The organism is Faecalicatena orotica, from assembly GCF_905197545.1.
GTDB lineage: Bacteria > Bacillota > Clostridia > Lachnospirales > Lachnospiraceae > Faecalicatena_A > Faecalicatena_A orotica.
Map to the genome: position 1 here is coordinate 63,075 of NZ_CAJJZH010000006.1, position 23,621 is coordinate 86,695.

Here is a 23,621-nt window from a genome sequence, read left to right on the forward strand (position 1 = left end):
GCAAAAGGAATTTCTTTTCCAATACAAGAGTTACCGCTTACGCACCTTCTATCTACAGTCTTTCGCCGTCTTCGCGCATAAACTTGTACTCTGCAACAGATGTATCAAACCCTTTGATATGTCTGTACAGCCATTCAATCACGTTCTTATTCACCTGCTCAACAAATGCTGCTGATGGTCCTTCTTCTTCCTCGAGCATCTCGTAGAGTTCTTTTACGACTATTCTGAGCTTTTCATGCTCTTCTTTATGTTTCTCAATCCCCGGATACTCAATCTCAGCCTGAAGTTTTTCTTCCTCACCGAAATGGAATTCTGTGTAGTCAGCCAGAAAATCCAGCGTCTTGATCGCTGCTACTTTTCCCTCGCCGGTCTCACAACTGTCCAGCAGCTTATTGATCTTGTCAATCAGCTCCTTGTGCTGTGCGTCGATCATTTCATTTCCTGTTACCAAAGATTCATCAAATTCTGCTCTCATATTACGTTCCTCCTATACCTCTCCATTTTTAAATTTCATAATCATCTCGTTTGTCAGGCTGTCCCGGGATGGTTCCACAGGGATATCTTCCCGCTCAAACCACTCGGCGAGTGCAAGCTCTTCCTCGTCCAGCGTAATGCAGTCTTCCCCGTCCAGATCGCAATAGAACCCCATAAGTAACGTATCGCTGAAGGACCACGGCTGGCTCTTATAGTAACGTATGTTCTTTACCTTCAGGCCGACCTCCTCCATGACTTCCCGCTTAACCGTCTCTTCCACCGTCTCACCGATCTCGACAAATCCGGCAAGCAGTGCGTACTTCTTATAAGTTCTGCCTGCATACTTTGACATCAGTATCCTGTTACCATCCGTCACTCCGATAATCGTAGCCGGACAGATCTTCGGATACTCCATATTATGGCACTCTTCACAATAGAGCATCCGCTCCTTTGTATCTTTCTTCATCATCGTACCACAGTGCCCACAATATCTGTGGTTCTTGTACCAGGTATAAAGCTGGTATCCGGTGATGCCCGCGAACGCACGGTACTGTGGTTCACCTGCCCTGAAGAGCTCTGTATTTTCCATCGTAAAAGGCGACAGGCGCTCCCGGTTTATCTCTTCGACCAGATAATAGCGCTCATTGTCTATGGAAAATAAATATGTATAATCCTCATAAATCTCTTCATTTAAATGCTCCAGATCTGCAAACGTCGGGTATTCGATCCCTTCTGCGGTCTTCTTCATTAGTACGGTATGGTCTTCATAATACAGCGCGATACTGTCTTTCTCGGGAGGCAGAGGCCTGTACTCGTTCCTATACTCGTGTGGTGCTATGTCCTGAATCATGTTTTCTCCCTGCTTTCATAAATTCCTCTTCCATCATACCACACTTTCATATGGACTTAAATATAAAAATAGAGATTCCACCGGATACATCATGTTGACATTTACTCTGGACTAATAAATAATAGAGATATTAATAATGTATTCTATTACAATTATTTTAGTATATGAAGGGAGTCTTATATGAAAATCGTATTTCTGGATGCAAAAACAATTGGGGAAGATATTGACCTTTCCCGCTATGACGGGCTCGGTCAAGTTGTTAAATACCCCTTTACCTCCGCTGCAGAAGTTCCTGAGAGAGTCACCGATGCCGATGTACTCGTGGTCAACAAAATACAGATTAATGAGGAAACCATCCACACGGCCCGGAACCTGAAGCTGGTCTGCGTCACTGCCACGGGCACTAATAATCTGGACAAGGACTATCTGGAAAAAAGAGGCATTGCCTGGCGCAATGTAGCCGGCTATTCTACGGAGTCAGTCGCACAGCATACCTTTGCCATGCTCTTCTATCTGATGGAAAAGCTCCGCTATTATGACGACTATGTAAAAAGCGGGCGGTATGCGGGTGATACCGACTTCTCTCATTTCGGGGAACACTTCCATGAACTGCATGGCATGACCTGGGGCATCATAGGGCTCGGCAATATCGGGCGCAGGGTAGCTGACATTGCCAGCCTCTTCGGCGCAAAAATCATCTATTACTCACCGTCAGGCGCCGCACCGCAGGAAGGTTATCAGCAGACAGATCTTGACACACTGCTGTCCTCCTCTGATATTGTATCTGTCCATGCCCCTCTGAATGAACATACTAACGGTCTTATGAATCAGTCAGCATTTCAAAAAATGCAGCCGCATGCCATCTTCCTGAATCTTGGCCGTGGCCAGATTGTATTAGAAGACGCGCTTGCCGCTGCATTAAATAAAAATCAGATCGCTGCTGCCGGTCTGGATGTGCTCTCAGAGGAACCGATGTCAAAACACAGCCCGCTCCTTCAGATCCAGGACAGCAAAAAACTCTTTATCACACCCCACATCGGCTGGGCGAGTGTGGAATCACGCACCCGGCTTATGGATATCATTGCGGGCCAGATCAGTTCTTTCTTTTCTTAACATGGAACAGCGAGGACAAAACCATTAAAATACTGCCCCCGAGGATGAAAAAATCACCGAGATTATACGTAATTTCTGTGATTTTTTTCCATTTGGTACGAAAACCCACGTAATCAATCACATATCCGCGGATCCACCTGTCAAATATATTACTCCATGCCCCCGCTGTCATCAGTGAGAGTCCCGCCTTTTTCAGGAAATGCTTTTTCCGCATCAGAGTGATCAGCTGGTAAATCGTAAGGAGCATTGCTACTACCGTGGATGACACCTTTACAAACTCAGGTTCATTCTCCAGCAGGTTCAGGCACATTCCCTTGTTATACTCCTTGCGCAGGATCACTTTCCCGCCTCCAAAAGTACGTTCCTCACCACGTTTCATGTAACCTTCCACATATGATTTCGCAGCGATATCAATCAGAGTCAAACAGAGGGTCAGACTCATAATAACCAGGATAGCCATAAAATCCCCCCTAATCTTCCATCATCTGTTTTACTTTTTCCTCGGCCTCTTCCGCCATCTTCTTAGCAGATTCTGCAAAGTCCGCTGTCTTATCTTTCACCAGATCGGCCGCGTCTGCCGTTTTGTCCCGCATCATATCCGCTGCATCAGACGCTTTTTCTTTTATTGTTTCAGCCGCATCTGCCGTCTTTTCTTTTATCGTTTCAGCCGCATCTGCTGTCTTTTCCTTCACAGTCTCTGCTGCATCTGCCGTCTTTTCCTTCACAGTCTCTGCTGCATTGGCTGTCTTTTCTTTGACAGTCTCTGCTGCATCCTCTGCCTTATCTTTGACAGCCTCCGCCACATCTTCAGCTTTTTCCTTCACTGCATCGGCATAATCTGCTGTCTCCTGCGCTGCTTTCTCAGGAGCTTTTGCTCCACAGTACGGACAGTAAGCCATGTCCCTTGCCACAGACTTTCCGCATCCGTCACAGGTCACATCGCCTTTCACATCGGAAATCTGCTGCTCATACTTTCCAATACTCTCCTCCCTGTTCTGGATCGCTTCGCAGATACCGATTGCCTCCGCATCTACGACTTCCCCTTCTTTATAATGGTCATATACCATCTTTCCCAGATCCATATAATCTCTCTCATTGCCGCGTTCCAGTGTCCTGATCTGATTCTTCAGGCGCTGTACCTCAACTGCCTCACCCGCTTTATTTGTCACTGTCTCCGCAGTCTCACCAATCTTTCTCCCCAAGTCTTCAAAAAATGATTTCATGTCTGTCAGTCTCCCTTCGTATTTGAATCCGTTATCTTTCCGGATTATAGTCCGGAAACACAATGCAGCGATTCCTTATTTATATACATTATACCCCATAAATGCACAACTTCAACCGATTTTCTTTTATTTAATATTAATATAATAACTTGCCAGCGGGTTATAATTCCAGATGTACCATACATATATTGTTTATAAAAAATGATAGGAAAACAATTATGGATCCTACTATATGCAAAGAACGTATCTTATCCGAAGACTATCGTGATTTTATTATTTCTAAAACCCGCCCTCTTAATATTGGAGAAATTCCTCCTGATCAGCTGTGCGAACAGGAGGCAGACTTCGATTACCGCTGTATATATCTTCCGAAATTCCTTGCTGACCCGCTCAATCTCGACCGCTTTTTTTATACATCAATCCCAAAATGTTATACTCTTTTAAGCATGGACGCAATGAACCAGGCAGGTATTCTGCCAATACAAAATTATCCAACGCTCCAATTGAAAGGAAATAATGTCATGATCGGCTTTGTCGATACTGGCATCGATTATACAAGCCCCCTTTTCCGCAATTTAGACGGCAGCACCCGCATTGCCGGAATCTGGGATCAGACAATCCAAACCGGTATCCCCCCAGAAGACTTTGTCTACGGTTCAGAGTATACAAGAGAAATGATCGACCAGGCATTGAGATCAGATGCTCCAAAATCCATTGTCCCATCGGAAGATATAAATGGCCACGGAACCTTTGTCGCCAGCCTGGCGGCCGGAAGCGGAGAACCCGCAGAACAATTTATCGGTGCCGCCCCCGAATCAACATTGGCAGTTGTCAAACTGAAGCCTGCCAAGCAATACCTGCGCGATTTCTATTACATACCCGACACTGCCCCCTGTTTTCAGGAAACCGATATCCTACTCGCCCTCAAATATCTGAGTGACCTTGCAGCACGCAATAACATGCCTCTGGTCATGTGTACTGCAGTGGGTACTAATATGGGCGGACATATCGGTGTTCTGCCGCTCTCTACTATTTTTGAATATTATGGTACTTCAACGAACCGGATCCCGGTTATCGGCGTCGGTAATGAGGCAGACCAGCGCCATCACTACTCACATACCCTCCGGGACGGCTCCCCTACGGATACAGTCGAAATAAGGGTGGGAGAAAATGTAACCGGTTTTACAATGGAACTATGGACGGAAATCCCTAATATCCTCTCCATATCGCTTATCTCACCTACCGGGGAAGCCACACCGACAGTCCCGCTCCAGACTTCGGCTTCCTCTGTCCTTGATTTTATACTTGACAGGACCCGGGTCACTGTTGATTATCGGATCATCGTTGAGAGAAGCACCTCTGAACTGATCTATTTCCGGTTCAGTACGCCTACCGCCGGTATCTGGAAACTGATCGTAGAACCTGTACGCGTAATCAACGGACTTTTCCACATCTGGCTGCCGGTGAAAGAATTTTTGAGTGGTGAAGTTTATTTCCTGCAGCCTGACCCATACTATACCCTGACGAATCCTGCAAATACCATAAGTACGATTGTTGTATCTTATTATGATGGAAGTAATAACAGTATTGCCCTCAGTTCGGGCAGGGGCTACACGCGGAATGAACGGATAAATCCGGATATTACCGCCCCCGGCATCAATGTAAAGGGAGCGCTTCCCGGCGGGCGCTTTGCCGTGCGCTCAGGCTCCAGTATTTCAACCGCCATCACTGCAGGCGCCGCCGCCCTTCTCATGGAATGGATCATCTACCAGATCGGCACCCCGGGAATCGACTCCTATCAGATCAAAAGCCTGTTTATACTGGGAGCCATGCGGCCAGGATTCATGACATACCCCAACCGGGAATGGGGGTACGGGCAGCTCAATGTTTATAATATTTTCGAAGAAATACGCAGTATATAAAACGTCCTGAAAATAACGAAGGACGCCTTATCAGCGTCCTTCTCCACGTATTTCATTTGCATTTTCATAATAACTTGTAACCATCTCGCTCTCAGGAATCAGCTGCTCCTGTACGGGTGCTGTTCCCGGCCTGAACACGACTTTCAAAAATACCGGTGTAATGATTGTCGTGATTACTACCACAATAATAATCGGACCGAGAAATGCCGTTCCCAGCAGCCCCAGACTCGCTCCCTTGCTTGCAACGATCAATGCGACCTCACCTCTGGAGATCATTCCCACACCAATACGTTTCGCCTGATAGTTCTGGTATTTACACATTTTAGCACCTAAGCCGCACCCGACAACCTTCGTCAGGATTGCCACGATTGTCAGGACAACCGCAAATCCGACGATCGATCCGGACATTTCAGGCAGCACAACTTTCAGACCAATGCTGGCAAAAAATACCGGTGATACGAGCAGATATGAGATCGTATCAAACTTACTCTGTAAATAATCGGACCGCCTTACATTGGAAATAATCAGTCCTGCAATAAATGCGCCTGTAATATCTGCCACGCCAAAGACTTCCTCTGCAATATAAGACATTAGCAGGCAGAATACAAATGCAATGATCGTATGGCGGTGCAGCTCTTTTTTAGCCGTATCCACCCAGTTTTTATATAAACGGTAGAAAATAAATCCGACCACCCCGGCAAACACAAAAAAACCGACAATCTTCAGCATGACCGTCCCCAGCTTTACAGAAGAATCCGCCAGACTTGTCACAACCGTCAGTGCGATAATACCGAGAATATCATCTATAATTGCAGCCCCCAGAATTGCATTGCCAGAACGTGTCTTCAGCTTGCCAAGCTCCTTTAGGGTCTCAACCGTAATACTTACAGATGTCGCTGTCAGAATGACCCCGATAAATATATTCTGCAGGAATACGCTTGCATCTGCATCTGAAACGATCATTCCCGGTTTATTGAAGAAATACGCCGCCGCAAAACCACCCACAAGAGGTACGATGACACCACAGAGGGCAATGACAAAGGAAGCCTTTCCGCTTGCTTTCAGTTCTTTAATATCGGTTTCCATACCGGCACAGAACATCAGTACAATGACTCCGATCTCCGCAATTTCATGGATAAATGACGTCTCACTCAAGATTCCAAACCCTGCCGGTCCTAGAATCAGACCCGCCAGAAGCGCCCCGACGACCTGCGGCATCTGGACCCTCTTCGTCAAAAGGCCCAACACTTTCGTGAATAACAAAATAATTGCCAAATCTAACAAATAACTGTAGCTGCTCATAATTATTTTCCTCACATTTCTTACTCTCATCAACTCGAACAGATACAAGAATACACCTTTTGTATAAGATTTTCAAGCATTTTACGACTATTTTTATGTGTTTTCTACATAATAAAAGAAAAAAAGACAAGCAGATAATTCCGCCTGTCTCTTTGCCATATTTGCTTAACTCAATCTTGGGATCGCCTGTTGTCCGCGAAGCTGTATAATCGGCCCTCCGGTTCCCTCTATATATGCCCTCGTAATGGTAACCTGACCTATATTATCATCCTTTGGTATCTCATACATGATGTCCAGCATGAATTCTTCTATGATCGCACGCAGTGCTCTGGCACCGGTATCTTTCTTCATTGCTTTCTCCGCAATTGCTTCGAGTGATCCGTCGTCAAATTCCAGATTCACCTCATCGAGCGCAAGAAGTTTCTTATACTGCTTAAGTATTGCATTTCTTGGTTCCTTCAGGATCTTCACAAGCATGTCTTTATCAAGCCCTTTCAGGGTAAAGATAATCGGCAGTCTTCCAATGAATTCAGGTATCATGCCGAAGGTTCTCAGATCTTCTACCGTTACTTTGGAAAGAATCTCCTTGTCATGCTCATATTTATCCTTTAACTCTGCATTGAATCCCATCGATGTCTTGTGGGACAGTCTCTCTTTAATAATCTCTTCCAGATCCGGGAATGCACCCCCGCAGATGAACAGGATATTCTTCGTATTAACCGTCGTAAGAGGCACCATCGCATTCTTGCTGTTTGCACCCACCGGCACTTCCACTTCGCTTCCCTCCAGAAGCTTCAGAAGCCCCTGCTGCACAGACTCACCGCTGACATCACGCTGGCTGGAGTTCTTCTTCTTCGCAATCTTATCGATCTCATCGATAAAGATAATCCCCTGTTCCGCCTTTTCCACATCATTGTCTGCGGCAGCAAGCAGCTTGGAAACAACACTTTCTATGTCATCGCCTATGTATCCCGCTTCCGTAAGGGAAGTCGCGTCCGTAATGGCAAGCGGCACATCCAGAAGCTTTGCAAGAGTCTTAACCAGATATGTCTTACCGCTTCCTGTCGGCCCGATCATCAGCATATTGGACTTCTCTATCTCTATATCATCCATCGTATCTGTAGCCACACGCTTGTAATGATTATAAACCGCTACAGACATCGCCTTCTTGGCATACTCCTGTCCTACCACATATTCATCCAGCTGTGCCTTGATCTTATGCGGGGCCGGGATATTGTTAATATCAAGCTTACGGAACTCTTTTGGTTTTTCTTTTTTCTTCTTGATCTTCTGACTCTTCGGGGTCATGTTCTCGAGATCAGACATATTCATAAATTGAATCCCCGGTGTATTAAACAGCTTCGTATAATCGATGGAACCATTCGTCATTGCATCAAAACTCTTCTGCATACAGTCAGAGCAGACTGTAATATTATTCGGAAGATCGATCATCTTGCCGGCAACACTCTCCGGACGGTGACAGATCAGACAGTATTTCTCATATCCGTCGTCATCCTTGTCCGCTTTCTCCTGCGTTACTACAGAATGTCCCTTCTTCTCGTCTGCCACATCGACATCATATTCATCCTTTTTCTCATTTTCCAGTTCATCTATAATTATAAAATCTTTATCTGACATAATTCTCCCTTCTTTCAATAACAAATTATGTCTTACATTATAACTCAGAATATCGTTATATACAAATGAAGTTTTTCTAAAGCCGCTGACAGGGAGATTAATTCCCCTCCAGCAGTTTCAGGAAATCTTCCTCCGATATGATCGGGATCCCAAGGTCTCTTGCTTTTTTATTTTTAGACGAGGTGGACTGCACATCGTTGTTGATCAGGTAGTTTGTCTTTGATGTGACCGATCCGGTTACTTTGCCGCCCTTTGATTCGATGAGTTCCTTTACTTCGCTGCGGTTGGCAAAGTGCTCCACGCTTCCCGTGATTACAAAGTTCATGTTCTGGAATATCTGTTCTTCTTTCTCTACTTCTTCTTTCGGGATGTTAACCTCTTTCAAGAGCTTTTCAAAGATTTTACGGTGTTTTTCATCCGCAAAGTAATCGACGAATGTTTTCGCAATAACTCCCCCCACCCCGGAGATTTCGTTTAGCTCTTCTATGGTTGCACTGTACAGTCTGTCCACATTATAATCAAGGGCCCGGCATATGACTTTTGCGTTTGCAAGCCCTATGTTTGCAATACCTAGACTATATACCAGTTTCGGGAGGGTCGTTGTTCTTGAGTTTTCCACACTGTTAATCAAATTTACATAGGATTTTTCACCAAATCCTTCCATTGTTTTGATTTCTTCCTCATAACGGTCCAGATGGAAGATGTCTGCAAAGTCTTTGATGTATCCCCTTACGATAAACTTTTCAAGGGTTGCCTCGGAAAGCCCCTCTATATTCAATGCATCACGGCTGACGAACAGGGCGAAAGATTTGATCTGTTTTGCCTGGCACTCAGGGTTTGTACAGTATAAAGTCTTTGTGTCATTCTCCATCGAAATCTTTGTCGCGCCTCCGCAGACCGGACAGGCACATGGTATGTCTTTTACTCCGCTGCGCGTCAGGTTTTCTGCGATCTGGGGGATGATCATGTTTGCCTTGTATACCTGAATCTTGTCGCCGACTCCCAGCTCCAGTTCCTCCATAATACTGATATTATGGACACTCGCACGGCTGACAGTTGTCCCCTCCAGCTCGACCGGGTCAAAGATCGCGACGGGATTGATGAGTCCTGTACGCGACGGGCTCCACTCGATCTCCTCAAGCGTGGTCTCTTTTATTTCATCGGCCCATTTAAACGCATAGGAATCACGCGGGAACTTGGCCGTCGTTCCCAATGACTGCCCGTATGCGATGTCATCATAAATCAGTACGAGGCCGTCGGAAGGGAAGTCATTACCGGCTATTTCCCCTGCAAACCACTCAACTTCTTTTTCTATTGTATCTGCTGTTACCATGTGGTGCTCAACTACTTCGAACCCCTGCCGTCCCAGCCATTCAAGCTGTTCATAGCGGGAGTTTTTAAAGTCTGCCCCTTCTGCACTCACAAGCGTAAATGCAAAGAAACACACATTTCTCTTTGCGGTGATTTCATTATTCAACTGACGGACGGAACCGCTGCACAGGTTACGTGGATTTTTATACTTTGCGTCTACATCCTCAATCTCTGCATTGATCTTTTCGAAATCCTTATATCCAATGACAGCCTCTCCGCGCAGGATCAGTTCCCCTTTAAACGGAATATGAAGGGGCAGGTTTTTGAACACCCGTGCATTATTCGTAATGACCTCTCCCACCTCGCCATTTCCTCTTGTAACAGCTTTCGAAAGCGTCCCGTCCTGATAAGTCAGCACGATTGTCAGTCCGTCCAGTTTCCATGAAATAACGGCCTTTTGATCCCTTAGGAAATCTTTAAGCTGTTCTACTTCTTTTGTCTTATCCAGTGACAGCATAGGCCTTTCATGGCGTTCCTTCGGGAGTTCACTCAGCACCTCGTAGCCTACATTAATGGTAGGACTGGATGCAAGAGTCGTTCCCAATTCCTGTTCCAGTCCCAGTAATTCATCATATAATTTATCATATTCAAAGTTGCTCATGATTTCCGTGTCTTCCTGCTCATATGCACGGCGCGCATGATTCAGAAGCTCCACCAGCTCCTGCATTCTTTTATTCTTGTCTGCCATATATACTCTCCTGCCTGTTCTTAATCTCTTCCATCTATCACCGTTTCACTGGATGAGTCCTTGATCTGCTCATAGAGTTCATTCAGTTCCCGGTCGGTCAGCTTCCGGTATTCCCCTTCTCTTAGCCTTCCCAATTCTATGTTCATGATTCGCGTTCTCACAAGATCTTTCACCTGGTATCCGAGTGCCTCGCACATCCTTCTGATCTGTCTGTTCAGCCCCTGCGTAAGAATAATCGTAAATGTATACTTTCCGATCTTCTTTACGGTACACGGCCTCGTCACAGTATCCAGAATCGGAACTCCATTGGACATCTTTTCGATAAATGCCGGTGTCAGTTCTTTGTCCACGGTCACTTTGTACTCTTTCTCATGCCGGTTGCCCGCACGCATCATTTTATTAATGATATCGCCGTTATTAGTCATAAGAAGCAGGCCTCTGGAGTCCTTGTCCAGACGGCCCACATATGTTATCCTGACCGGATAATTCAAAAAACGGATGATGCTGCTGCGTTCCCTGCGCTCTTCTGTGCAGACAATCCCCTTCGGTTTATTTACCGCAAGCACGACCATCTCTTCACTGCGGGACACGGTCTTTCGCCCGACCTTCACGGTCTGCCCCGGGGACACCTTCATCCCCATATCCGCCCGTTTCCCGTCAACGCTCACCTGTCCGCTTTCTATCAGCCTGTCTGCCTCCCGTCTGGAGCAGACGCCTGCCTCACTTAAATATTTATTCAGCCTTACCGGCTCCTTTTTCTCTGTAAACTCCTGTTTAATCCGATTGCTCACTGCTCAGTACTCCGCTTATATTATTGTCCTGGAAAAAAGTATTGCCGTTGTAAAGGAATAAAACATCCGTAATGTTATATGTATCCATAACATCCTGTATATTCCCTGTATAGTATCTTGGATCCAGCATGACGATTTCCCTGAAGTAAGGAGTCAGAAACGGAACAAAACTGTTGGCGTAGGAATCCTTTACCACCAGAAGCCGTTTCTGTCCCGGCGCCAGTGTTTTAATGTCGATAAGAGACGTATTGCCGCCAAGGAAAACTGCGTATTTATCCCTTGTTTTCAGCATATCTGCCTCATAAAGCGTCGTCTCCTTCACCTGCTCATCAACATAATTCACGATGACATCATTATCCGCATCCTTCGGCACATAGATGTCAATCTCTTCTTTTTCACCCATCCTGCACCCGCTCTTTGCCGCCAGTGTCCCGTTAAAATCTGTGGCTACCGGGTAGGAAACAAAGGAACTGGATACATCTGTACTGATTCCCAGCGTCGGTGCTGCTTCCTGAAAAGTATAAAAAGCACCAAGCGTGGTCCAGTGATGATCTGTCTTATAGTATATCTTTTCTTCCTTATGCTTATTCATTGCCTGTACGGCATCGATCCACTGTACAGAACTGCCCAGTTCCTTTTTTACCTGGCTGATGCATGCATTCTGGTCTGCAACGGACGCAAGCGAAGGCAGTCTGCTGCTTAACACACTTGCCGCATCCGGTACAAGAATCATGCTGACCGGAATATCATCGTAAGATTCAGCAAAGTTCTTAATTGCATCAACATTACTTTTTAAAGAGTCTTGTTCAGGCACAGCTATATCTTCCAAAAGCTGCCCCTTTTTCCCGATGAATACGCCGTTCTCTTCCTTGCTGCCACCGATCCGGTTCAGAGTGACTTTCAATTTCCTAAGGAAATTACGTCCTATAAACTGGTCCGCCTGATAGCTCTCGTACTGTTTCATATAACTGCCTGAAACCAGACCACTTACCGTCATTTTCGGCCTTTCTGTCAGCATTCTATTCTCTTCTGTAGATTTCTTTTTCGAAGGATACAAAAGATTTGCCGCAATCAATACAAGCAGGCAGATTATAAATGCCTTACCAACAAAGCTTTCCGGCCATCTTTTCTTTTTTCTCTTATTATTGTTCATATTCCCACCTAGAATCTAAAGTATAAAAATGGATTGAATGTCTCTGTCACGAGATATGCCACCGAAATCAGAAATATACTAATGTAGACTACTCCTGCAGCCACTTTTCTGATCCGGGCGCTGTTAAACCCACCAATAATCTGCTTTAAGAGGTTTAATCCAAGGGCAGAAGACCCGAGAATTGCAATCAGGTAAAGCAGCCAGTGTGTAAACACGTAGAACAGTGCCTGTTTGTCGGCAAACGCACTCGCCCCGGCGCCGAACATCACTCCGATATAATTGAATGCATACCCAAGGCTCGGACTAAAGAAGAACACCCACCCGATGAGAACGAATACCATCGAATAAATATGCTTTGCAGCTGAAGGGAGCCGCTCCAGCTTCCCGCCCCACACAAACTTCTCCAGCACAAGCAGTATACCGTAGTAAAGTCCCCAGAAAAGGAAGTTCCATGCCGCCCCGTGCCATAACCCTGTCAGCATCCATACAACAAGCAGATTCATGATCTGTCTGGACTGTGTGCATCTGTTGCCTCCCAGTGGTATGTACACATATTCCCGAAACCATGTGCTTAAGGATATATGCCACCTTCTCCAGAATTCGGTGATACTGGTAGAAATGTACGGATAATCAAAGTTTTTCCGAAATTCGAAACCAAACATTTTCCCGAGCCCGATAGCCATATCCGAGTATCCACTGAAGTCAAAATAGATCTGGAATGCATAGGAGATACAGCCGACCCATGCAGTTAAAACGGAAAAGCTTCCCATCTGCAGACTAGCGATCTGCTCATAAATCTGGCCGATAGAGTTGGCCAGAATCACTTTCTTCGCCAGACCGATAATAAAATATTCAGCACCAAGGCCAAACTTCCTCATGGAAAGCACCCTGTTCTTAAGCTGCGCTTCGATATCGACGTAACGTACAATCGGACCTGCTATCAGCTGTGGAAACATACTGATATACAGAGCAAAATACAGAATATTTTTCTGGCTTTTCGCCTCTCCCCTGTAAACATCTATGATGTATGACATTGCCTGAAATGTATAGAACGAAATCCCTATCGGCAGCGGCAGGTCCCTGTAAGGAATATCAACAGGCAGCACCGCATTCAGACTGTCCAGCAGGAATCCGTAATATTTGAAAAATCCCAGCAAAAGCAGATTCACCACTACCGCAAATATCAGGCTTCTGCGCATCTTCCGGGGATCATCCCGCTTATCTTCAATGTCCAGACCACAGATATAATTCAGCAGTATAGACAGAACCATCAAAACAATATAGATCGGCTCGCCCCATGCGTAGAAAATCAGGCTGGCAATCAGCATGATTACGTTTCTGAACTTTTGAGGGACGATATAATACAATGCCATTGTAACCGGCAGAAACACAAATAAAAAAGTAACACTGCTAAATAACATCTTTTAGCTTCCTCTCCCCGTATTTAAAGACTCTTTGCAAAGGCATCCTTGTAGGCTTCTGCCTTAGGAGCAATGGCCAGGAAAAGGTATTTTCCCCGCACAGACAGCTGCGCCTGCTCAAGCAGCTTTACCTGCTCAGGCGCATACCCCTCAAAATCATTCTTCCTGTTCTCAATTCTCTTCTGGACCGCATCTCTTACGTGCTGCATCTGCCCGTCATTCTTTACCTTAATCAGAAGGACTTCCTCTGTCGACATACTTTTCTGTGAACTGTAAAGCATAACGCCGTCATAGTCCGCGCTGTTAAGCCCGTAGTAACGCTTAAGGCCCTGAACATCCACTTTCGTGAGATTTTCCGTATCAAGGGACGACTCAACAGCCTGTTCAATCTTATCGAACGACTTGGTGCTGCCACTCGTATAAATCATAAGGACGACGATATAAGCAATGATCATCACCAATACGAAGTATTTCAGTATCATATTCTTTCCGGGTCCACGCCTCTGTATATTTTTCTCCTGCATCATAATGCGGCCACCTCCGCCATCCGGTTCAGCCAGTAAGGATAGAATTCTGCCTTAAAATGCACACCATCCTCTTCATAATCACTATCTGAAGCCAGATCTGTATTGTCGATATAGGCGATTTGTCTCTTGTCACAGAGTTCACGCAATACTTCATTATAATCGGCCAGCTTTTCATAAACCGGCTGCCTCTCTATCTCCTGATCCTGAACCGGGAAAATCGAATTCACAAACAGCTTCGTGTCCGGGAGCTTCTTTTGCAGCTCCTTCAACAGGGCGTCATACTGCTTCACGAACTCATCTGTATTCCCGTTTGTCGCGATAATATCATTCATACCGTATGACAGGAAAATCACCTGCGGATTCAGCTTCTCCACCTTAGCCACCTGGTCATCCAACTCATCCAATTCCACACCGATCTTCGCAATCACACTTGAGGCGTTCAGAATATCATACTCTGTAAATGCCTCTGAGATAGAGTCTCCCATAATCACGGCGTTTGCGAATATCGCTTTATAGTTTCTGTCTGTATCCTCATCTTCCTTGTCTTTCTCCTTGTTGTCCGCCTTATCCTTCTCCTCCAGCTTCTCAATCTTATTCTCTATCGCAGTCACATCTGCTTTCTTAGCCTGCTTTATAATCTTGAGTCCCTCCGAAGTATCAACCTTCCCGCGGGACAGGCTGCTGATTCCTTCCGCAATCAAAATTCCAAGGATCAGAACGCCTACAGCTATACAGCAGTATTTAGCCACTTTATGTTTCTTTTTCTTCATCATCCGTATTTAAGACCTCTCCTGCAAAATACCTTCATTATTTATAACATAGTAAATATACATTTTATCATACTTTTTTTGCTTGCAAAAGTCAACGTTTCTGTCCCGTGGGAACCGAATTTTAAGAAAATCATAAAAACTTAACGAGGTATTTCACGAGTTTCGTATTTATGGTATACTATTTACACTTAGCGAGGTATTTTCGAGCTTAGTGGAAATGCATGCCTGAACACTTGATAAGGTCATTTCGAATCTAGTGTTCATGGTATACTATTTACACTTAGCGAGGTATTTTCGAGCTTAGTGGAAATGCATACCTGAACACTTGATGAGGTACTTTCGAATCTAGTGTTCACGGTATACTATTTACACTTAGCGAGGTTTTATCGAGCTTAATTCAAGAACACACTACGGAGGTTAACATATATGATATCCCTGCACCTTACCAGCGTAAAAGATTTTATGTCCCACTTACTGTTATCCGAAACATTCGACAGTTTCCTATTTATAGAAGGGGAAATCGTAACCTTCAACACCTTTACAATAGACGGCTTCATCCAGAAGCCCTTCTTCCCCGAAGAAGAGGACCTGCCTGAATACTCCAGCTGGAAATCTCTGCGGGACTATTGTTTTTCCCTTATCAAAGGCAAAAAGACTCCACTAAGTTTCAAATTCATATTCAGCCTGTCCCCTAAAAATATAGCCAGGCTCATCGAGCAAAATAATTTAGATTTCCAACCTGGCCAGGTACAGGGGCTTTACATGAATATACGCTATGACGGAACCATGCTCCAGTGTATTACCGGAACTTCCCTGAAAAGCTTCTCGATGGACAAGTCTCTGGAGCACGCATGGGACAATATGGTGCAAAGATACCTTGCACAGAAACAGATTCCTTTCGAAAGTTTATCCTGATGCAGTTATGATTACGATGAACTATATAAAATGAAGAAAAGCCCTGACGGGCCCCATCCGTAATTTCAGTCTACAGACGGGCCCGTCAGGGCTTTTCTTTTATATAAATAGTCTTTTACTTCGTAAGCAGCAGCATAATCTCATTACTGCGCTGTACGAATGCGGTCATCTCTTCCGGACTCAGCGGCTTATGTGCCAGCATCGCCAGATCATAGAGCTGTTTGCAGATTACCGGTACACTCTTACTGCGTTTATGCTCCACAACAAACTGTACCAGCGGATGGTTCGCATTCAGGATCAGTGTTGCCTGGCTTCCGAACATACCTGCATCCATTCCGCCCATGCCGTACATCTTCATCATCTCTTCCATACGTCTGGACTGTTCCGGCAGCACTGCCATAGACGCAACATTATCATCTTTGAGCTTTTCAACTTTTACGTCCAGTTTATCATTGTTCAATTCCTTACGGAAAATTTCTACCAGACTGTCTGTTGTTTTCTGGAATACTTCCTTCTCTTCCTCTGTCACTTCATCTTTCAGTGAATCATGCACCTCTGCATCAATTCTCTGGAAGCTTACATTCTGATTGCGCTGCTCCAGATAAGTGATAAATGCGGAATCGATATTATGCGTCAGCAGGATCGCATCCTGTCCCTGTTCCTTGAACATCTTGATATACTGGCTCTGCTGCTGTTCATTTGTTACATAGTAAATATTTGTCTTCTTTTCTTCTGCTTCATTCTCGTCAGCATTCTCTGCCGCATCGGAATCTTTATTTTCTGCCTCTGGCTCCGCTGCAGTGTCTTCTCCCTCTTCCGGAGTCTCTTCCAGACCGCCATTAGCCTTAATGCACTCTTCCAGAGTCAGGTACTTGTGGTCCAGATTCTTAAAGATGATGGAATCTTTGATCTTTTCACCAAATTTCTCGTCTTTCAGGCATCCGAACTTGATAAACGGACTGATATCGTCCCAGTATTTTTCATAATTTTCTTTGTCGGTCTTGAACATACCGTTCAGCTTGTCTGCAACCTTCTTGGAGATGTAATCTGCAACCTTATTTACGAATCCGTCATTCTGCAGCGCACTTCTTGATACATTCAGCGGCAGGTCCGGACAGTCGATCACGCCCTTTAAGACCATCAGGAATTCCGGAATCACTTCTTTGATATTGTCCGCAATAAAGACCTGGTTATTGTACAGCTTGATTGTTCCCTCGATGGAATCATATTCTGTGTTGATCTTCGGGAAATAGAGGATTCCTTTCAGGTTAAACGGATAGTCCATATTCAGGTGGATCCAGAACAGTGGTTCTTTATAATCCATAAATACCTTGCGGTAGAAATCAATATATTCTTCTTTCGTACATTCACTTGGACTCTTCGCCCACAATGGGTGGATATCGCTTAAAGAAACAGGACGTTTCACGATCTTTGCTTTCTTCTTCGGCTCGCCCTCTTCTCCTTCTTTTGGTTCCTCCGTGATATGTTCTACAACTTCATCTGTATCGAGAATGTCTTCTTCGTCGATTGTCTCATATTCAGGCTCTGCATTCGCCTTTGACAGGAAAATCTCCACTGGCATGAAGGAACAGTATTTCTCAAGCACTTCTCTTGCCCTGTATTCATTGGCAAACTGGAGGCTGTCCTCATTCAGGAACAGTGTGATCTCAGTTCCGACTTCTGTCTTATTCCCTTCCTGCATCTCATATTCGGTACCGCCTTCACTTACCCAGTGTACCGGAGCGGCATCCTTCTGGTAAGATAAAGTATCGATGTGAACCTCGTCAGCAACCATGAATGAGGAATAGAATCCCAGACCGAAGTGTCCGATCATATCATCTTCTGTCGTCTTGTCTTTATATTTCTCTAAGAACTGTGTTGCACCTGAGAACGCGATCTGTGTAATGTACTCTTCTACCTCGTCGGCCGTCATTCCAAGACCGTTATCAATAAACTTTAAAGTCTTCTCTTCCGGATTGACAATTACCTGAATCTTAGCCTTGTAATCATCCGGCAGTTCATATTCTCCCATCATATCAAGCTTTTTCAGCTTTGTGATGGCATCACAGCCGTTTGATACAAGCTCACGCATAAAAATATCATGGTCAGAATATACCCATTTCTTTATAATCGGAAATATATTCTCACTGTCAATGGATAAGTTACCTTTTTTTGTTCCCATATATAACACTCCTTTTCATTATAGTACAAGTTTATGTGACCCTTTGTCATCTAGTAGATATTCTAATACACTGGTTTTTAAAAGTCAATAAGAAATTAGCACTCTTTTGAAGTGAGTGCTAATAAAATTATTAAAAATATAAAATATTTATAAACTTCCCAGACATTTACCTTTCACCGTAAAAAGTGTTATACTTATTTACAGCTATTTTAGCATGTATTTGATCCATACACAGTATGTTTCATCTTATTATTTAATTATTATACATAAAAGGAGTATCAACTATGACCGACACATTTCAGACAATCAAAGTAGACACCGACAATCAGGTTGAAGAAGTAGCGGCACTGGCAGACATCATCTGGCATGAACATTTTACACCGATCATCGGAACCGGACAGGTAGAATACATGGTAGACAAATTCCAGTCTGTACCGGCCCTGAAATCCCAGCTGGGAGACGGATATGAATATTACCAGCTTTTTGACGGCGGGGAATTCTGTGGTTACTGCGGCATACACCCAGAGAACGGGAAACTGTTCCTGAGCAAACTCTATGTAAAAAAAGAATGCCGCGGACGCCGGCTGGCATCAAAGGCATTTGACTTCTTAAAGGCACTGTGCAGGGAAAGAGGACTAACCTCCATATGGCTCACCTGCAACAAACATAATGATGGAAGCCTGGCTGTATACCGTCATTTAGGCTTCGAGACAATCAACACACAGCAGGCTAATATAGGTAATGGCTATATCATGGATGACTATATTATGGAATATGTAATCTGATATGGAAAGAATTTGTTTACAAAAATGGCGCACCGGCCTGTCATGGGCCGGTGCGCCATTTCCTTTTACGATCATCCTTCAATTGCTATATAGTCGTTCTTCTCTACAGCAGGTGCATCCTTTTTCGGGACCTGCAGACGCAGAATACCGTCTTCATACTTCGCATGTACATCCTCCTGCGTTACTTCTTCTCCAACGTAGAAGCTTCTGCTCATGCTGCCCGCGTAGCGTTCACGGCGGATATATTTACCATTCTCATCCTTCTCATCTTTGTCAAGTCCTTTTGCTGCGGATATGGTAAGATATCCATTCTCCAGTTTCGCATTAATCTCCTCTTTCTTGAATCCCGGAAGGTCAATGTCTACTTCGTATCCATTGTCCGTCTCACGGATATCGGTCTTCATCATGTTCCTTGCATGCTTTCCATACAGCGGGTTCTTGCCGCCAAAGAAGTCCTTCTCAAACGGGAAATCCATCAGGTCATCAAATAAATTTTCTCCAAAAATACTAGGCATCATCATAAGTCATATCTCCTTTCCTATTAAACCTTTCATGCTGCCGCATATCTTCCCAGGGTCTCAAACAAAGATCTCTGGGTATGACATTAGTTGATCTTGTTACATAGCACTGTCGGAGAAATCCGAGGTGTTATCTATTTAGAAAGAACAAGAAGGAGATTACATTTATCTCTTTTTTGTTCTACTTGTAATATAACACGCATTTTTAGCACTGTCAACCCCTGAGTGCTAATTCTAACAAAATATAAATAGCCAGAACCGTTAATTTGCTGGTTCTGGCTATATGTAAACTAACTATTCAGCGCCACAATGAGCTGCTCCAATGTTTCTTTCTGAATCCCCGGCACAAAGCTCAAGAGCTGTCTGAGCGGCATGCCGTCCATCATGGCTTCCATCATTTCTTTGCCGATGGCTCCGCCGCCGTCATCTTCAGCCATTGTATCCGGCACCATTCCGCCGGACAAAGCCCCCATTGCCTGTTCCAGAATTGCTTTACCTTTCGGGTCTGCAAGGATCTCACCCATTGTGGAGTTCATGTTATACGCCTTTGGTATCACAGTCCCGGATTCCACCTTCACATTCTCTTTCAGGACGATCTCACTGGCTGACTTTCCAATCTGTATTTCATAATTTCCGCTTTCCACATGCCAGTTATGGATATCCATATTCCAGTATGTGTAAGCACGTGCATCAAGTTCGAAACGGACTGTCTTCGTCTCTCCCGGGTTAAGTGCAATCTTATCAAATGCACGCAGTTCTCTTACAGGGCGGATCACCTTGCTGTCTTTTGCCGATACATAGAGCTGGACCACTTCTTTTCCGGCGCACTTGCCGGTATTGGTCACATCGACAGAGACACAGAGCTTTTCACTTTCCTTAATTTCTTTCTTGTCAAGTACCAGATTGCTGTACTCAAATGTTGTATAGGAAAGCCCATAACCGAATGGAAATAATACCGGCATATCCTTTGATGTATAATAACGGTATCCAACAAAGACACCTTCCGTATATGCAGACTTATCATGCTCTCCGCCATATGTCAGATAGCACGGTGTATCATTCAGGCGTACCGGGAAGGTCTCTGCCAGCCTGCCGCTCGGATTTGTCCTGCCGTACAGGATGTTGACAACCGCGCCTCCGACTGCCTGTCCGCCCAGATAAGCTTCTACAACCGCTTTCACTTTACTGAGCCACGGCATTTCCACAGGGGTGCCATTGTGCAGAACAACAATGACATTAGGCTGAACTTCTGTAACTGCTTCAATCAGACGATTCTGGCAGTCCGGCATCCTCATATGCTTTCTGTCATATCCTTCGGACTCAAAGTTATCCGGAAGTCCTGCAAAGATTACGGCAGCATCTGCATTCTTCGCGTTTTCCACGGCTTCTTTTAAAAGTGCCTCATCTGTCTCATCCTTGATATCGTCAAATCCCTTTGCATAGGAAACTTCTATACCGGCAGACTCTTCCAGTCCGCGGGCAGCCTCGAGAGCTGATTCTACTTTAAAGCTGTTAATATGGGAACTTCCGCCGCCCTGATATCTCGGTGTCTCAGCATACTTCCCGATAAATGCAGCTTTCATATTGCCACTCAGAGGCAGGATCGAATCCTCATTCTTTAGAAGCACGATGCACTCTTCTTCAACTGTACGTGCTTTCTCATGGTCCTCTTCCAGATGGAAAACAGCTTCCTTATCCCTGTTGTCTTCAAATCTGTATACAATGTTCAGGATTCTCTCACAGGCCCGGTCCAGTACTTCCCCTTCTAGTGTCCCGTCCTGTACCGCCGCTACGATCTGTGCGTCCGTGATTCCGTGTGAAGCAGGCATCTCAAGGTCACAGCCTGCCTTTAACGCGGTTACGCGGTCATTCATAGCACCCCAGTCTGTCATGACGTATCCGTCAAATCCCCACTCTTCCCTCAGAATGTCTGTAAGCATTTCTTTATTTTCACAGAGGTAGGTCCCGTTCAGACGATTATAGGAATTCATGATGGTCCACGGTTTTTCTTTGCGGACCATCCCCTCGAAGGATGCCAGATAAATCTCTCTCATCGTCCGCTCATCCATCTCGGAAGAACTGGTCATTCTGTGGTACTCCTGGTTATTTGCCATAAAATGCTTGGGGCTCGTACCTACATTTTTACTCTGCACGCCATGTACAAACGCCCCCGCTATCTCGGAGGATAAAAACGGATCTTCTGAATAATACTCAAAATTACGTCCGCACAGTGGAGAACGCTTGATATTCATTGCCGGCCCGAGTAATGTACTGACTCCCTCTGCCTGGCACTCTTCTCCAAGAGTCTCTCCCATCTGCTCCACCAATTCCCTGTTGAAACTGGATGCCGTGGCACAGCCTGCCGGGAAACATACCGCCTTAATACTATCATTGACTCCCAGATGGTCCGCTTTATCATCCTGTTTTCTCAAGCCGTGAGGTCCGTCGCTTACCATTGCTGACGGAATACCAAGGCGTTCTACTCCTTTCGTATGCCAGAAATCCGCACCGGAGCATAACCCAGCCTTTTCCTCTAACGTCATCTGTGCAATCAATTCTTTTAATTTCTGTTGTTCCATATTGCTGACTCCCTTCTTTTACATGATCTTCTGATTATAAAATTATCATCATAACTAATGCTGCTTTATATAAAATAACATATAGCCGCCCGGAAGTATTGTAATTATAATCATTTTATTATAAAATCATCTCATCAGGGAAAATATCGCCATCACAGCATTCATACGCTAATCAGATGCCGAAAGGAGTTTATCCATAAATGATTGAGAATCTAAAAGAGTTTTGCCGCCTGTTTTATGCGTCTACTTTTATACCTGTTAGTGTGTGCAGGGCCCCTGGAAATGTACTCTATTCTTATCCCACAGTTTTCGAGGGCCTGCGCGATACGCACTCATCGCTTCCGTCACTCCTTCATTTTGAAAAGAACCCGGACTACGTGATTATGCAGTCCTTCAGTTATTTTGGATATGTGGCCCGTGAAAGCCATGACGAATTCATCGTGATCGGCCCTGTCTTCAGTGTGCCCGTCACTGAAAGCACGGTTCGGATGTTTATGAAAGAGTGTACAATTTCCATGCAGTACAAAGATTTTATCACAAACTTCCTGACGAATACTCCTCTGATTTCTTTCAACCAGTTTATGCAGATACTGGCATATCTTGACTTTTGCCTGAACAACCGGGTAACAGACCCGGAACAGCATTTCCGGCTGACAGATATACCTTCATCAAAGGATATCTCAGCCATGCATTCGGCTAATGTGTATGAGGCGAAAGAGGGGCATATCTACCATAATACATATTCCTTTGAACAGCAGTATCTGGAATGCGTCCGTGAGGGTGAGACCTGGCGTTTAATGAAGATGACAGAAGAGGCAAAGCACAATCTGGTTACCGGCCTGATTGGTGATACCCCGTTAAGAAATGCCAAAAATCTGCTGATTGCATGCACAACCCTTACCACCAGGGCAGCAATTGCAGGAGGCATGGATATCGAACAGGCTTACCAGCTCAGTGACATATATATCCAGGAGGGGGAAAAGATGCAGACTGTGGAGGCCGTACTTGGGCTCCAGCGCACAGTCATTTATGATTTTACGGAGAGAGTTGCCCAAAGTAAGATTCCCCAGGGCCTGTCGAGGGATATTTTTGACTGTGTACAATTCATCTCGCAGCATACAAATGAACTGATACGAGTCGATGATGTTGCGGCATTTTCCGGAAAAAGCAGGTCCTACATCACACAGAAATTCAAGAAAGAACTCGGCTTCGATATCAGCAGCTTCATTATGCGCTGTAAACTGGAGGAAGCGAAAAGTTTACTCTCCTACTCCGACAAGACTCTGAGCGAAATCAGTAATTACCTCTGTTTCTCCAGTCAGGCCTACTTCCAGAATGTGTTTAAGAAAACATATGGCCTGACACCGAAGCAGTATCGGAATCAGACCATATAGTGTCT

At 44.9% G+C, this 23,621-nt stretch carries 20 protein-coding genes; 5 read left to right on the forward strand and 15 right to left on the reverse strand.

The window, feature by feature from the left end; all coding sequences use genetic code 11:
* Nucleotides 1-52 precede the first annotated feature (52 nt).
* Together ABIN22_RS13590 and nudC are read right to left on the reverse strand one after the other, a co-directional pair.
* Nucleotides 53-475 (reverse strand): bacteriohemerythrin, encoded by a 423-nt coding sequence (locus ABIN22_RS13590; protein ID WP_109731015.1) that lies wholly within the window; start codon nt 473-475, stop codon nt 53-55.
* A 12-nt stretch (nt 476-487) separates the two neighbouring features.
* A complete protein-coding gene (nudC, locus tag ABIN22_RS13595) occupies nt 488-1,324 on the reverse strand; it encodes an NAD(+) diphosphatase (RefSeq protein WP_346909325.1) in 837 nt (278 codons plus the stop codon).
* A 180-nt stretch (nt 1,325-1,504) separates the two neighbouring features.
* Here nudC and ABIN22_RS13600 point away from each other — a divergent pair, with 180 nt between their 5' ends.
* The gene (locus ABIN22_RS13600) at nt 1,505-2,437 is read left to right on the forward strand and encodes a D-2-hydroxyacid dehydrogenase (RefSeq protein ID WP_118620095.1); all 933 of its coding nucleotides are present in this window, start codon (nt 1,505-1,507) and stop codon (nt 2,435-2,437) included.
* Here the strand turns inward: ABIN22_RS13600 and ABIN22_RS13605 are convergent.
* Together ABIN22_RS13605 and ABIN22_RS13610 are read right to left on the reverse strand one after the other, a co-directional pair.
* On the reverse strand, nt 2,418-2,897 hold the full coding sequence (locus ABIN22_RS13605) for a signal peptidase II (RefSeq protein ID WP_109731012.1): 480 nt from the start codon (nt 2,895-2,897) through the stop codon (nt 2,418-2,420). The two genes, ABIN22_RS13600 and ABIN22_RS13605, sit on opposite strands and share 20 nt — an antisense overlap.
* 10 nt (nt 2,898-2,907) lie before the next feature.
* Nucleotides 2,908-3,660 carry a hypothetical protein gene (locus tag ABIN22_RS13610; RefSeq protein ID WP_346909327.1) on the reverse strand — a complete coding sequence of 251 codons (753 nt, stop codon included), beginning with the start codon at nt 3,658-3,660 and terminating at the stop codon, nt 2,908-2,910.
* A 218-nt stretch (nt 3,661-3,878) separates the two neighbouring features.
* Here ABIN22_RS13610 and ABIN22_RS13615 point away from each other — a divergent pair, with 218 nt between their 5' ends.
* Nucleotides 3,879-5,582, forward strand: coding sequence for a S8 family peptidase (locus ABIN22_RS13615; protein ID WP_109731011.1), 1,704 nt, complete (start codon nt 3,879-3,881; stop codon nt 5,580-5,582).
* Nucleotides 5,583-5,612: 30 nt separating this feature from the next.
* Here the strand turns inward: ABIN22_RS13615 and ABIN22_RS13620 are convergent, their stop codons facing one another.
* The 8 genes from ABIN22_RS13620 to ABIN22_RS13655 all read right to left on the reverse strand — a co-directional run bounded on the left by ABIN22_RS13620 (nt 5,613) and on the right by ABIN22_RS13655 (nt 15,246).
* Nucleotides 5,613-6,884 carry a cation:proton antiporter gene (locus ABIN22_RS13620; protein WP_109731010.1) on the reverse strand — a complete coding sequence of 424 codons (1,272 nt, stop codon included), beginning with the start codon at nt 6,882-6,884 and terminating at the stop codon, nt 5,613-5,615.
* A 165-nt stretch (nt 6,885-7,049) separates the two neighbouring features.
* A complete protein-coding gene (clpX, locus tag ABIN22_RS13625; RefSeq protein WP_109731009.1) occupies nt 7,050-8,522 on the reverse strand; it encodes an ATP-dependent Clp protease ATP-binding subunit ClpX in 1,473 nt (490 codons plus the stop codon).
* Nucleotides 8,523-8,619: 97 nt separating this feature from the next.
* Nucleotides 8,620-10,581, reverse strand: a complete 1,962-nt coding sequence (gene ligA / locus ABIN22_RS13630) for an NAD-dependent DNA ligase LigA (RefSeq protein WP_346909329.1) — start codon at nt 10,579-10,581, stop codon at nt 8,620-8,622.
* Nucleotides 10,582-10,601: 20 nt separating this feature from the next.
* Entirely contained in the window at nt 10,602-11,372 is a 771-nt protein-coding gene (gene rluF / locus ABIN22_RS13635) for a 23S rRNA pseudouridine(2604) synthase RluF (protein ID WP_109731007.1), read from the reverse strand.
* Nucleotides 11,356-12,525, reverse strand: coding sequence for a DHHW family protein (locus ABIN22_RS13640; protein ID WP_109731006.1), 1,170 nt, complete (start codon nt 12,523-12,525; stop codon nt 11,356-11,358). The genes rluF and ABIN22_RS13640 overlap by 17 nt, the downstream gene beginning before the upstream one ends.
* 8 nt (nt 12,526-12,533) lie before the next feature.
* Entirely contained in the window at nt 12,534-13,946 is a 1,413-nt protein-coding gene (locus ABIN22_RS13645; RefSeq protein WP_346909332.1) for an MBOAT family O-acyltransferase, read from the reverse strand.
* A 23-nt stretch (nt 13,947-13,969) separates the two neighbouring features.
* The gene (locus tag ABIN22_RS13650) at nt 13,970-14,473 is read right to left on the reverse strand and encodes a DUF4358 domain-containing protein (RefSeq protein ID WP_242996031.1); all 504 of its coding nucleotides are present in this window, start codon (nt 14,471-14,473) and stop codon (nt 13,970-13,972) included.
* The gene (locus ABIN22_RS13655; RefSeq protein ID WP_330405324.1) at nt 14,470-15,246 is read right to left on the reverse strand and encodes a GDSL-type esterase/lipase family protein; all 777 of its coding nucleotides are present in this window, start codon (nt 15,244-15,246) and stop codon (nt 14,470-14,472) included. Before ABIN22_RS13655 ends, ABIN22_RS13650 begins: the two co-directional genes overlap by 4 nt.
* Nucleotides 15,247-15,669: 423 nt before the next feature.
* Between ABIN22_RS13655 and ABIN22_RS13660 the strand changes: the two genes are divergently transcribed.
* The gene (locus tag ABIN22_RS13660) at nt 15,670-16,158 is read left to right on the forward strand and encodes a DUF5721 family protein (protein ID WP_118620091.1); all 489 of its coding nucleotides are present in this window, start codon (nt 15,670-15,672) and stop codon (nt 16,156-16,158) included.
* 115 nt (nt 16,159-16,273) lie between these two features.
* Here ABIN22_RS13660 and htpG read toward each other — a convergent pair whose 3' ends face one another.
* Nucleotides 16,274-18,340, reverse strand: a complete 2,067-nt coding sequence (gene htpG / locus ABIN22_RS13665; protein ID WP_346909335.1) for a molecular chaperone HtpG — start codon at nt 18,338-18,340, stop codon at nt 16,274-16,276.
* Nucleotides 18,341-18,624: 284 nt separating this feature from the next.
* Here htpG and ABIN22_RS13670 point away from each other — a divergent pair, with 284 nt between their 5' ends.
* Nucleotides 18,625-19,125: a GNAT family N-acetyltransferase gene (locus ABIN22_RS13670; protein WP_346909337.1), complete on the forward strand. Its 501-nt coding sequence runs from the start codon at nt 18,625-18,627 to the stop codon at nt 19,123-19,125.
* A gap of 71 nt (nt 19,126-19,196) precedes the next feature.
* On the opposite strand, the gene ABIN22_RS13675 is transcribed toward ABIN22_RS13670, so the two are convergent.
* Both ABIN22_RS13675 and ABIN22_RS13680 read right to left on the reverse strand, forming a co-directional pair.
* Nucleotides 19,197-19,646, reverse strand: coding sequence for an Hsp20/alpha crystallin family protein (locus tag ABIN22_RS13675; RefSeq protein ID WP_118620088.1), 450 nt, complete (start codon nt 19,644-19,646; stop codon nt 19,197-19,199).
* Nucleotides 19,647-19,933: 287 nt separating this feature from the next.
* Nucleotides 19,934-22,222, reverse strand: coding sequence for a glycoside hydrolase family 3 C-terminal domain-containing protein (locus ABIN22_RS13680; protein ID WP_346909339.1), 2,289 nt, complete (start codon nt 22,220-22,222; stop codon nt 19,934-19,936).
* Between the two features lie 200 nt (nt 22,223-22,422).
* On the opposite strand from ABIN22_RS13680, the gene ABIN22_RS13685 reads away from it, so the two are divergent.
* Nucleotides 22,423-23,616 carry a helix-turn-helix domain-containing protein gene (locus ABIN22_RS13685; protein ID WP_346909341.1) on the forward strand — a complete coding sequence of 398 codons (1,194 nt, stop codon included), beginning with the start codon at nt 22,423-22,425 and terminating at the stop codon, nt 23,614-23,616.
* Nucleotides 23,617-23,621 lie beyond the last annotated feature (5 nt).

What these genes read in the sequence shown, in the direction of transcription:
- ABIN22_RS13590 (WP_109731015.1), bottom strand. Translation starts at nt 475, where the DNA reads ATGAGAGCAGAATTTGATGAATCTTTGGTAACAGGAAATGAAATGATC.
- nudC (WP_346909325.1), bottom strand. Translation starts at nt 1,324, where the DNA reads ATGATTCAGGACATAGCACCACACGAGTATAGGAACGAGTACAGGCCT.
- ABIN22_RS13600 (WP_118620095.1), top strand. Translation starts at nt 1,505, where the DNA reads ATGAAAATCGTATTTCTGGATGCAAAAACAATTGGGGAAGATATTGAC.
- ABIN22_RS13605 (WP_109731012.1), bottom strand. Translation starts at nt 2,897, where the DNA reads ATGGCTATCCTGGTTATTATGAGTCTGACCCTCTGTTTGACTCTGATT.
- ABIN22_RS13610 (WP_346909327.1), bottom strand. Translation starts at nt 3,660, where the DNA reads ATGAAATCATTTTTTGAAGACTTGGGGAGAAAGATTGGTGAGACTGCG.
- ABIN22_RS13615 (WP_109731011.1), top strand. Translation starts at nt 3,879, where the DNA reads ATGGATCCTACTATATGCAAAGAACGTATCTTATCCGAAGACTATCGT.
- ABIN22_RS13620 (WP_109731010.1), bottom strand. Translation starts at nt 6,884, where the DNA reads ATGAGCAGCTACAGTTATTTGTTAGATTTGGCAATTATTTTGTTATTC.
- clpX (WP_109731009.1), bottom strand. Translation starts at nt 8,522, where the DNA reads ATGTCAGATAAAGATTTTATAATTATAGATGAACTGGAAAATGAGAAA.
- ligA (WP_346909329.1), bottom strand. Translation starts at nt 10,581, where the DNA reads ATGGCAGACAAGAATAAAAGAATGCAGGAGCTGGTGGAGCTTCTGAAT.
- ABIN22_RS13640 (WP_109731006.1), bottom strand. Translation starts at nt 12,525, where the DNA reads ATGAACAATAATAAGAGAAAAAAGAAAAGATGGCCGGAAAGCTTTGTT.
- ABIN22_RS13645 (WP_346909332.1), bottom strand. Translation starts at nt 13,946, where the DNA reads ATGTTATTTAGCAGTGTTACTTTTTTATTTGTGTTTCTGCCGGTTACA.
- ABIN22_RS13650 (WP_242996031.1), bottom strand. Translation starts at nt 14,473, where the DNA reads ATGATGCAGGAGAAAAATATACAGAGGCGTGGACCCGGAAAGAATATG.
- ABIN22_RS13655 (WP_330405324.1), bottom strand. Translation starts at nt 15,246, where the DNA reads ATGATGAAGAAAAAGAAACATAAAGTGGCTAAATACTGCTGTATAGCT.
- ABIN22_RS13660 (WP_118620091.1), top strand. Translation starts at nt 15,670, where the DNA reads ATGATATCCCTGCACCTTACCAGCGTAAAAGATTTTATGTCCCACTTA.
- htpG (WP_346909335.1), bottom strand. Translation starts at nt 18,340, where the DNA reads ATGGGAACAAAAAAAGGTAACTTATCCATTGACAGTGAGAATATATTT.
- ABIN22_RS13670 (WP_346909337.1), top strand. Translation starts at nt 18,625, where the DNA reads ATGACCGACACATTTCAGACAATCAAAGTAGACACCGACAATCAGGTT.
- ABIN22_RS13675 (WP_118620088.1), bottom strand. Translation starts at nt 19,646, where the DNA reads ATGATGATGCCTAGTATTTTTGGAGAAAATTTATTTGATGACCTGATG.
- ABIN22_RS13680 (WP_346909339.1), bottom strand. Translation starts at nt 22,222, where the DNA reads ATGGAACAACAGAAATTAAAAGAATTGATTGCACAGATGACGTTAGAG.
- ABIN22_RS13685 (WP_346909341.1), top strand. Translation starts at nt 22,423, where the DNA reads ATGATTGAGAATCTAAAAGAGTTTTGCCGCCTGTTTTATGCGTCTACT.